Here is a 10653-nt window from a genome sequence, read left to right as displayed (position 1 = left end):
GCCGCAATGGAGGGGCAGCTTTAAAGCTGCCCGAAGAGCTCGCTCAAGAACCTAGCCCTGACCTGGGGGTTTGTCATGGGTTGCGAGCGGTGCCGGCGGGCGGTCATCATCCTACATGATTTTGGTTGTCAAGGAGCCGCAAAACTGTTGTGTTACCTGGGTTCGAGCGCTGGGTGGCTTCGGTGTCGTCACTGGACCGCTCGCATCAGATGACCACCGGACCTGATGTGGGTAGACGGCTCGCGACGCCCATGAACTGGAAGCACTCACTACCTCGCTCTTTCGGGGCGCCGAGGTCGACGATAGCTATCGAGTCGAGCGCATGGTGAATGATGTCACCGAGGTCAGTTCGCATCGCCAGGAGTTCCATCGCATCGAGGTCACAGATAAACACGCTGTATTGGAGGCTCCACCCGTATCCCTTCATGGTTTTATGGACCCGTCGGAGGCGTTTGTCCTCCCGGATGTCGTACGCTACGAGGTATCTCCTGCGCCGCGCCATCGGTCACCTCGTCATGAACGGGACGTATTCGGGTATCTCGCCTAGGAGATAGGCTCCAAGCATTCGGGCTTGAACCTCCAACACGCGCCGATAGGTGATTCGGTACTTGTAGGTCGGGTGTGTGATCTCGTGATCGAGGCGACGTTCATACGCTGACAGGAACGAGCGCCGGGCCTGTTGGTTCATAGCCACACCCCGGGCTCGTACGACGAAGCCGGATGATCTAATCTCGCCGTTGTTGATCACGTTGACGACTACGGAGTCGGCTACAAGGGGACGGAACTCTTCGGCCAAGTCGAGGGCTAGAGCAGGTCGGCCGAATCTAGGTCGGTGGTAGAGGCCCAGGTAGGGATCGAAGCCGACGCCGAGCACCGTGGCGGTCAGGTCTTTGACGAGCAGCGAGTAGCCGTAGGAGAGAAGGCAGTTCACGGCGTCGCGTGGGGGACGCCGGTTACGGCCGTTGACATCGAAGGTGCCGAGGTCATCGTTCTTGAGCATGCCGGCAAACCTTCCAAAGTACAGTCGAGCGGCGGTTCCTTCGAATCCGAGAAGGGACTCCACCGACTCTGCGGAGGCGGCCTGATCGGCAAGACGTCTGAGTTGGGCGAGCACGGGGCCGGTGTCGGTGCGGGAGTTCCTTCGGAGGAAGGTGCGACAGTTACGGATCTTGCCCTCGACCAGCCTCCTCGCTATAGGAAGGCCAGCTTGAGCGGCGATCGCAGCTTGGCGTCTGCGAAGTTCCACGTGTTTGGAGGGGAGTCCTTCGGCGATGCCCTGGAACCATCCGCCATAGGAGAACCAGCAAACCGGTATCTGGCGGCTGAACGCGGCCCGCATCAGCTGTGAAGACAGTTGGACGTTGCCGTACACGGAGATCTGAGACACATCAATCGCCCGAACCTGGGTGATTGTCTCGTTGCGGCGAGTCACGGTGACCCGTCCCCCGCGTATACCGACTTTCGCTCCCTGATCGGTTACGTACAACGGCCTCGCGGCGGAGTCGCGCGGAGTGAGCCGCCGAGGCCTCTTTCTGGATCTGCGGGTGTGGAGGTTGGTTTCGTCGGGCAGACAGATACCAACCAGGGAACATCGCGGGCACTTGGGACTATCGACAAGAGGCGGTGGAGGATCCGATGCGGCCGCCACCGCCCGGAGCGGCTCAAGCACCCCGAGCGTCCTCGAGACAAGCTCGTCGTCGAATGGCACAGTGACACGGCGCCGTGTCTCCGCAAAGAAGATCTGACCCTCGGTGCACTCGTATCCGTTGTCCCTCAGGAGAAGACCGATCGCGCACAGCTGGATCAGTTCCGGGGACCAGGCCGGGCCGTGAGGAGGTGGCCGACCCCTCTTCACCTCGATCGGTATCACACTCCCATCAGCAGTCCCTTCGATGATGTCGGCCTTGGCGGTGAGGCCTAGCCGCTCCGAACCGAGAGCTACCGAACGAGCAATACGTACCGGTTCGTCCTCGGACGAGTCCCCGATGAGCCCCCCACCCAGGTCAACCCGTCGATGCACAAACCGTCCTTCAACGGTGTCCGGGTTGTCCTCGAAGCGCGCTTGCACCCACTCCAGATAGAAGAGACGCGGACAGTACTCGAACTCGTTGACCATTCGAACTGGTACGAGCCTGGGTACCTCAGCCACGCGACCAGACAACCTCTGGCGGGCCGAACGTTCCGTACCCTCCTTGATCTGATCGGCGGATTGCGGAGCGCATAATCGAGCTGATGGCCCAACCGTCGAAACTGTTGGATCGCTTGTCTAGGTCTCCAGTTGCGTGAGCTAGAAGGGAACGCACGGCGTTCGGCGTCGCGGGCTGTGTCCACAGGGGCCATGTGTAGGTACCGCCACGCCTCCAAGGTCCAGCGCAACCCTGTGTCAGAGTGCGGTCACGACCTCGTGCGTCTTGACCCGCATAGACGGGGTGGCGGCTCAGTCCCAGAATCGCGAGCGCTTCGGCACCGGGGTTGGTCAGCTTCTTTTCCTTAGCTGGGTTTGCTGCTGCTAGTGCGTAGATTCGGTCGTCGGTTGTGTCCCAGCCCAAGGATGAGAGGGGACTTGAGTAACTCCATGGTCCGGTGAGACCCTCCATCAGACTTTCGCGGTGTACTTCTGTCAGTAGTTGGCGGGCGATCTTGAGGAACTTCAGTTGACCAGCTGTGAAATAGAGGTCGGTTGGCTTGGCTACCTTTCCAGCGCCGTCGAGACTCCCTTCCGCTACTAATGCTGTGGCGAACCGGCTTCCGGCGAACGGGGAGCGGGTCCTTTCCAGATACTTGGTCAGGTCTTGGGGGCTGAATTTGCCCGTATTGTCGGCCTTGGTGCCGAGTCCCGGACTCAAGGCGGGGCTTTCGGCCCAGATGGGAAGCACTCGGAGTGCTTGATCCACTACACGCTCGACGGAATACTCGGCGTCGACTACTGCGTGGGGTATGACGTCGTCGCTCCACCAGATACTCGGTTGGTTCGGGACGGCATCGAAGAGGGCTTGTACTCCTAAGCCAGCGAGGAAACCTAGTGGGTTGGTTCCTTCTAGGGCGCGCAGGTGGGTCCCCGCCGTCATTTTTTGGCCTCCTCCTCGCTTTGCCGGTGGTCGGCTAGGCGGAGGATCGCTTCCAACCACGCTATGCCGTGATGGCCGTAGCGCTCCACGAGAGTCCAGAAGCGGCCAGCGGCCACCAATGCGATATCGGTTTCGACCAGGTTGGAGGAGGTTTCCATCGTGTGCTCGCAATGGCGAGGCCGAAGTGTCCTAGGGCTTGGATCTTCATGTACGGGGGGGAGAGGTCGTCCGTAGCCATGGTGGGTCATGATCAGATGAAGGACGAGATCGCGGTCATGTGCGCCAGCTAGTACAGCGGCGTTCGACTGGGCCAGTGCGGTACTGGCTACCTCGTGCCGCATACCCTGCGGATAGCGACGCACGGCACGCGTTCCGGGGAGCGACTTGGCGAGTGGCTCGTCGAACATCTCCAGTTTGACTATGTCACCGCCTACGAGTTGAGCTTGAAACCGTGAGTCGACTTTTCCGAGATCATGCAGACGCCCGGCCAGTCTGAGGTCCTGCTGTAACTCGGTTCCCAGCCCCAGCCTCCTAGCAAACTCGGCAGCTCTGTCACCGACACCGGCCAGATGGTCACGTAGAGTCACTGCGGTCCCGGTAAAAGAGACCGAGGCATCCGATCCATCAAGAGTGGAGCCGTCCACCGTCCTCTCGACAATGATCGGGTACCTGCGATCTTGAGACAGTTCGATATAGAATCTCCCTTGGAGCCGTTCACAGGTCCTCACCAGCCACCCGGGGGCGGAGTTCGCCACAGTGTGGTCCATCCATGTTGTGATCAGATCCCTAGTGGTGGCATCAGCGTCTTCATCCGCGATGAGGCCAGTCGCATCGGGAAAAAGGCGCGGGTCGAGGCGCAACGTGATACGTCGGCCATTGGCTTCCTGTGCCTCGTCGCCGAGATCGTCCACGGGCTTGGCCGACACCGGATCCCATGTGCCTGCGGTCAAGCCGCCCTGTTCCGGATGTACAATGATCACATCACCAGCCCGAAGATCGTTGGTGGTAGTGAGCCGCTTCGGTTCGTTGTCGAAACCGAGCCAGCGATACGCCTCCCGGCCTACATCTGCTCCGCGCGCGTCTTGTTCGCTGGCCACCGTATCCACATCCGCTACAGGGGCCTCCGGCTGCCTGTTCCACGAGGGTGCCAGCCAGGCCCTGGCTGCGCTGATGGGCACCTGGAGGTACTCCGAAGGCCGTGGGGGTACGAGCTTCAGCGTCTCATGTGAATGGTCGTAGCGCCACACGAAGCTGATGTCGGTGTTGTCGGACTCGCGGAGACCGTGAAGGAACGGGTCTATGGGGGGCTGAACGACGGGTTCGGGACGAGTCTGGGTCCAAGCCTCCATGTGAGTGTCCAACAGAAGGGGCACGTCGGGGGTAGGCGCCAACGTCTCTTTCGGAAGTCCAGCCAGGTGCTGAGATGCGGGGCCGACATCAAAGGAAGAGCCGCCGAAGCGACTGTCGAGTTCCCTCCATGTTTGTTTGGCTGCATCGCCGTAGATGGGATCGGGTTTCTTAGCCTTCATGTCGGACCGGACACCTAGAACCAGAGCTTCGGCGGCACCACCGGTTCGATCAGCGTACGTTCCTCGCCGATCCAACCGTCCGAACCGTTGCCGCAGGCTGTCGATTGGCGCGCACTCGGTGATCAGCAGGTCGAAGCTGAAATCGGCTCCTACCTCGATCGCCTGAGTGGCCACCACGACCGTCAGGTTCCTCGCGGCCTGCTGACGATCGGGATCCACAGACGTTTCGATCTGATCGAGAACGCGGGAGCGGTCGAGTGGTCGCATCCTGCCCGTCACCAGATAGGCGTTGTAGCCGGAGGCCCTCAGCACCTCGTATGTAAGCCGAGCGGTGTTGACCCGGTTAACGACGATCCCGATGCTACGGACGGAGCCGGACGTCGCCTTCTTCAACAGTTTCTGTACAGCCTTGGGTATGGCTTCTTCAGCCGATCTGCCCGGAATCGGTACCAGCTGTCCTTGCTTCACTGCTGTAACGCGTTTGCGGAGAAGCTCCGAAGCTCGGAGATCAGAATCGAGAATCACAAAGGGCCGCGCTTGCTTGTTCTGAGGAGTGGCGGACATTTCAACAACCTGTATCGGGCGCGGAAGAGTCCCACGATCCAGATGCCTGACCGTCCGGAGGGTCTCGGCAAACGGTTTGCTGAGGTGCACCTCGTCGAGAATCACCAGGCAATCATTCCCTGCTAACCCGGCATGAATCGGACGCATCCCGGGTGACACCCCGTAGCCGCGGAACAACAGGCGCGAACCGAACTGATCCACGGTCGACACCACCACCCACGGTTGGTCCGGCCTGTACGTCCACTCATTGTCTATCGGCACGCCTCCTCTGAGCGCGGCCACTCCAAGTGGCGCGCCATCCGTGACTTCAAGGAGGCGTTCTCGGATCTGGGAGAGAACCCCGCCTTGAGCCTGTGAGAGGGCGCTCTCGATAGTCGCGGCTCTCTTGTAGACCTGGTCGACGATGATGCGGCGGTCGATCACGAAGACCACCCTCCGGGGGAAGCGATCGGGTTGCGCAGCCAGAGTGAACAACGCCGTGTCGATCGCGGCGGTCTTACCACTGCCGGTCGGCAGGTCGATCACCTCCGGCCACCGGCCGTCATCAAGCACGGCTTTCGTCAGCCGGACCTGCCACGGAAACGGTTCGAACCCATGGACCGAGCGGAAGTACGCCGGGAAATCGGCGATGGCCAGATCACCCATCGGAGGGCCTCTGGTCAGTCATGGGTCGCATGAGTCCCAAGCCCAGGTAGCGGCCGGCCCCGAGAACTAATGGTCCGATGATTGGTTTCTCGAAAGTAACGGCTGCGTGAACCAGGCGGCGGGCGATCGGGCGATCTCTAGGTCCCGGCTGTCGGAACGCGGGAAACCCAGGAGCAGGGCGAGCCCCAGAGATAAGAGGTGCGAGCGAGACAGCAACATCTACAGGTGGCGGAAGGCCGACATGGAGGCAGGAGTTGATGACCGCTTCCTCCGCACGTGCCCAAGCCTTTCTTCGAGCGGCGGCCGTACCCGAACTGAGGCGGCCTGGATGCGTCGGCAATGCGATCGGGACAGCAGAAACCCAGCGGCCAGCCGCTCGGCGCCATACCGAAGGTCTGAGTGTGACCAATGGGCTCGGCCCGGTGATCCGATCCATGTGCAACCTTCCGCGTCGGCCGAGATTGAGGATCAGCGGGTCTTGGATCTCTTCCCAACTCCCGACCGCTCGGAGCAACGCACGGCGCGATGCGGCGTCGAGTTGCTCGGGCATGGCGATGGCTGCGCCTATAAGCCGACCATCCGAGTGCTCGTGTCCCACCCATGGCAGCGGAAGAAAAGCTACGTGTGGATTGGTAGACGGTCGGCCCCCCCGACGATGACCGGACAGACCTTCAGGAATCGGGTCGACGGCATGGTGGAACACCGCGCCCCGGAGGGCCGTTGCCACCTCGACCGTGATAGTCGACGGAAACCGTTTCGATCCCCCCCTGAATGCCAGCACCAGCCACTCACCAGCAGTGTCCGCTTTGGCAGCAGCATCATCATCGACAGTCTGCGCCTCAACCTGTCGGTAACGGACCGGAGTAAACGGCAATGTACGGGGTCTACTTGCCTGATGGTTCTTATGTTCCCGCTCAAGAGTGGCGAGTTGACCGGACCTGACGGAACGCAGGATGTCGGCACCCGCACCGGGCATGTGATTGGGAGTGGGATGATCCTGAACCAATCGGCAGGACACCAGAGACGACGAATGGCCCAGCCGGGTCAGCCGAGCACACAAACCGTCGAGGACGACCACCGTGTCAGCTACCGCATCAGTGTTCCACACGTATGTCACCCGCGGCTCGCTTGGGGTAACAGACGGATACACTCGGGACTGCCCGGTTCGAACATCGCCCGACGCGGATACCCAGCCGGGCGGCATGATATCTACTGCAGCGCTGAAGGGAGTATTAGCCGCCGAAGTAACGATCCCCGATACGTCACGCTGTCTCCGCAACTGATTGCCAAGACTCCGCTGTTTGGCCTCAGGAAGTCCCTCCGCTTCAGCGTCGTGAATCTCGGCTATCAGGTCCTCGACGCGGCTCGCCCGCTTGTTGTACGAGCTCTTGGAAACGATCCGAGCATCGTTCACCGGAACGAAGTGTGTCGCCGCAGCACGAGGCGTCGCGCCCGAAGCACAGATCGAAGGCGGTGGAAGGGACTCCAACCACTCGATCGCCTCCTTCTCCATCAAGTCAGGCTGATCCGCGTCCGCCCAAGTAGCCACAAGGGCTGAGAACAACCGCGCCGGGTGTGGCGGCCACTCCGGGCTAGTTCGGTCATGATGGGCAGCCGCTACGAACCGGCCGGTAAGGAAGTTGACCTCTATCGAAACCACCGTCACTCCGATGGCTGCGCAAGAGCGGACACTTGGCGACTCCGCTTGATCAACTCCACCAACTTCGGCGCCGGCACCAACCGTATCTCGTCCGACTCCCATCCGATCCCGACAGAAGCAGCCCTCTCGGAGGCGGTCTCGAGGATCCTGGCCGCGCTGGAACGGTCGATGGACACAACCTCCGGCGCCGACCCATCTCGACCTACCAACTCAATCCGTGGAGGATGCTCGGGAACCAGCAGACAACGCGAACGGAGGTCGTAGTCCACTTCGTGCTGGTACGCGATCGCCGCCACTCCCAACGCGGCGACCGCGGTACGAGCCGCCGTCTCGGTTGACCGATCATGACCAGCGAAACGAAGCCGACGAAGCGCGGCCAAGGAAATCACCGTAGTCTGAATGGCCGACGCGATCGTAACCCCGCCGGACAAACTGTCGATCGAGGGCGTGACGTTGCCATGGTTGATCTCCGACGGCCTACCGTCAGCACCCTTGACCTTCGGCTTCCCCTTCTCGCGCGCCGCCTCTGACTCATCCAGGGTCCAATGCCTCTCCGCATCAGCGTGTTCAAACACAACCGCTGCGCCACGCTCGATCTGAAGGGGATCAATCCGGCTCCCCACCTTCTTCCCGATCCTGGCATCCAAACCGACGATCTCCGACACATACGCTCGTTGGAACTTCGATCCCAGGCCACCCTTCGGGCCAGTCGAGTCCCACACACCGAACAGAAGCGCAGTCGGGGAGTAGCGAAACAGAGCCGTCGCGTCCCGCGGACTGGCATTGGTAATGGCCCGCCCCACGTCTGACAGACGAAACAACGTGCTATCCAACAGACTATCCCGAAAGATCGCATCAGCGATGCGATGGGGCGCTTCCAGGACAGTCAGCCTGCCCAGGTCCGCCAACTCATCGTCCACGGTGAAATCAACGAACGGAACCGGGAACCCCAGTTCCTTCAACTCCCACCCATCAAGAAGCGCCACTTCAGCACGGTTGGCCTGCGATGCCACCGAATCCAACAGCACTGTCGTCTTCACCTCATCACCGACCACCCGCTCCTCGACGGCATACTTATGTTCAGCACTCTGAGCGACCGCATACGTCGGCGGGAACACCTTGTCACCAGACCCACCTGCCGGCTGTAGCGTGGTCAACGACCTCAGTGCAACCGCACCACCGCCCACTGCGGCCCGTAACCTATCGAACGTCAACTCCGACATATTCCTCATCCTCCTTCGTGTAGTCGCCGGATCCTCGTACCAACTCTGGCATCAGCCTGTGACACCAAACCGCCTCTGACTGAGTGGAGCCACTGATACGACCTTCTCCACCCGTCGCTAGGAAGCGGCCGACCAGCCGTAGCATATGGTGCACTGCGGGAGATCGGATGGTCCCCAGGCGTCCACCTGCGCATCCTCCGCCTTGTGTTGCCTCCACCTCCAGTAGTCATGTAGCTCTCCCGCAGACGCCAGTTGCCGTGGTACGAAACCCATGCCGAAGAACCTTAGCAACCTGGGTCTAGATCACAATGCGTGGCTCACAGTATAGAACTAGCACTAATGGGGAAGAACCCAGGGAGGCGCGTGTACCAACCCACGACGCGTGGCTCGCTGTCTAGCCGCAATGGAGCCTGGGTCCACCCGAGGCCGAGAATAGTCCCTCAACATCGGCCAAGTGGCGCGACGGCACCTGCCGAAGGAACCACTCAGAGAGTGGAAGTCCAATCTGTGATGTACGGGGAGTGGGGGTCACTCAAAATGGATGATATCCCGTGTGATGTTCGACTCTCTTGGCGGCCACTGCGCATGGGTGGCCCACTGGACCGGGGGCGGGTCTGACTCCGGTGGGGTCTGGCGTGTGGTGCGCCTTTCAAAGGATCTGTCCGCCTGTCCCCGGTCCGGGGGGTGGGGTTGCGGCTGGAAGCGGATGTGACACACGGCCGGGGATGTGGTGTATGAGGTTGACCCGGACGCGTCCACCGGCCGGGCGTTGCTCGTTTGGTACTCCATCCGCCCCTCCCCTCTGCTCACCGCCGCAAGTCCCATGCCAACCCGCCGTAATCATCCCCAACCCCGAAGGAACCATCACCGGGCGTGTTGTCGTCATCGAACATACCCAAGACGACCCGCAACCTGGTCGCGCATCCACCCCCCAGGGAGGGTCATCTCGCAGTTGAGGGTCTATTCCCGCGGCTGTGTCCCGCAATCCGACCCACAGTCGATCAGGTACGGCCCGGCCGGTTAGGGCGTTGTGGTGGTGGGTTTGTAGGGGGTGAGGACGGCTTCGGCGCCGGCGAGGATGGACGTACATGATGGATGGTCGCGATTCAGGCTGAACTCGTCGATGAAGGATTTGACGCGGGCGGCGTACCAGCGGACGTTGGCGGCTGCTTCGCCCATGTCGCGTATGTCTTGGGCGGATGAGACACCGAGGTCGGTCAGCGCCCTCCGCTGAAATCTATAGCCCTTTTCGTATTCCTCGAAGGTAACAGAAGACCGGCGGCCCGGCCCTCGTTTTTGCATCGCGTTGACCATTTTGGCGTGACCGGCGTGTCCTGGTTCCACCTCATATGACGGGTCCGCCAACGCGAACTCGATCACGGTCGCCGCGTAGTTGGTGGCGACGCCCTCGGTCACGATACCGTGGTCCCAGCTGGGGGTGTCCCGCTCCATCTCGTATCTGAAGGTTTCTTTGGCGCATTCGGTGGCGGGGAGGCCTTCCCAGGTGCTGGGGAGGCGGTGGTCCCAGGTGGGATGGAGCACCCGGCGGGGGACCGGCGGGTTCACGGTGGTTGTGGTGGTCAATGACGCTGCCCGGGTGGTCGTGGTCGGGGCTTGTTGGGCTTGCGCGGTGGCATGTTCGGGTTGCGGGGATGGGAGGGTGGTGTCGGTCACCGGAATGTCCTGGGCTGCTCGGTCGGATTCGACACCCGATTGATAGGACACTGCGGTGGTGGTGTCGGTGACCTCTATACTGTACTCGTCAACCTCCCGCGATCCCGCTGTCGTAGTGGTCGTTGGTTCGCCCGCCGTTACGGGCTGGTTCACAGGTTGTGTCCTATCCGGAGTGCCGGTGTCCCGGTTTTGCCCTTCCGTGGCTGACACCACCGAGAAGACACCGAGCGCGACGAGGGCGGCTAGGACTGCGCCGACCAGCCATGACATGCCGGTCTTGCGGTGACCTG

The 10653-nt window shown here is 61.5% G+C and carries 6 protein-coding genes; all 6 read right to left on the bottom strand.

Annotation, left to right across the window (positions count from 1 at the left end):
- Positions 1-205: 205 nt before the first annotated feature.
- Entirely contained in the window at positions 206-502 is a 297-nt protein-coding gene (cas2, locus tag OXK16_11585; GenBank protein ID MDE0376584.1) for a CRISPR-associated endonuclease Cas2, read from the bottom strand.
- Positions 503-505: 3 nt separating this feature from the next.
- Positions 506-2116: a CRISPR-associated endonuclease Cas1 gene (gene cas1 / locus OXK16_11580; protein ID MDE0376583.1), complete on the bottom strand. Its 1611-nt coding sequence runs from the start codon at positions 2114-2116 to the stop codon at positions 506-508.
- Positions 2117-2141: 25 nt separating this feature from the next.
- Positions 2142-3068, bottom strand: coding sequence for a hypothetical protein (locus tag OXK16_11575; protein MDE0376582.1), 927 nt, complete (start codon positions 3066-3068; stop codon positions 2142-2144).
- Positions 3065-5806, bottom strand: coding sequence for a type I-U CRISPR-associated helicase/endonuclease Cas3 (gene cas3u / locus OXK16_11570; GenBank protein ID MDE0376581.1), 2742 nt, complete (start codon positions 5804-5806; stop codon positions 3065-3067). The genes OXK16_11575 and cas3u overlap by 4 nt, the downstream gene beginning before the upstream one ends.
- 1662 nt (positions 5807-7468) lie before the next feature.
- On the bottom strand, positions 7469-8689 hold the full coding sequence (gene cas7u, locus OXK16_11565; protein ID MDE0376580.1) for a type I-U CRISPR-associated RAMP protein Csb1/Cas7u: 1221 nt from the start codon (positions 8687-8689) through the stop codon (positions 7469-7471).
- 1020 nt (positions 8690-9709) lie between these two features.
- A partial coding sequence (locus tag OXK16_11560; GenBank protein MDE0376579.1) for a hypothetical protein occupies positions 9710-10653 on the bottom strand: 944 nt, incomplete at its 5' end.

The organism is bacterium (genome assembly GCA_028821235.1).
In the GTDB taxonomy this organism is placed as follows: domain Bacteria; phylum Actinomycetota; class Acidimicrobiia; order Spongiisociales; family Spongiisociaceae; genus Spongiisocius.
The sequence above is the reverse complement of the archived record's forward strand: the minus strand, read 5'-3'. Positions and strand labels throughout refer to the sequence as shown.

Excerpts from the sequence above, each read along its gene's own strand:
- OXK16_11575 (MDE0376582.1), bottom strand. The coding sequence starts at position 3,068 with ATGACGGCGGGGACCCACCTGCGCGCCCTAGAAGGAACCAACCCACTA.
- cas2 (MDE0376584.1), bottom strand. The coding sequence starts at position 502 with ATGGCGCGGCGCAGGAGATACCTCGTAGCGTACGACATCCGGGAGGAC.
- cas3u (MDE0376581.1), bottom strand. The coding sequence starts at position 5,806 with ATGGGTGATCTGGCCATCGCCGATTTCCCGGCGTACTTCCGCTCGGTC.
- cas1 (MDE0376583.1), bottom strand. The coding sequence starts at position 2,116 with ATGGTCAACGAGTTCGAGTACTGTCCGCGTCTCTTCTATCTGGAGTGG.
- cas7u (MDE0376580.1), bottom strand. The coding sequence starts at position 8,689 with ATGTCGGAGTTGACGTTCGATAGGTTACGGGCCGCAGTGGGCGGTGGT.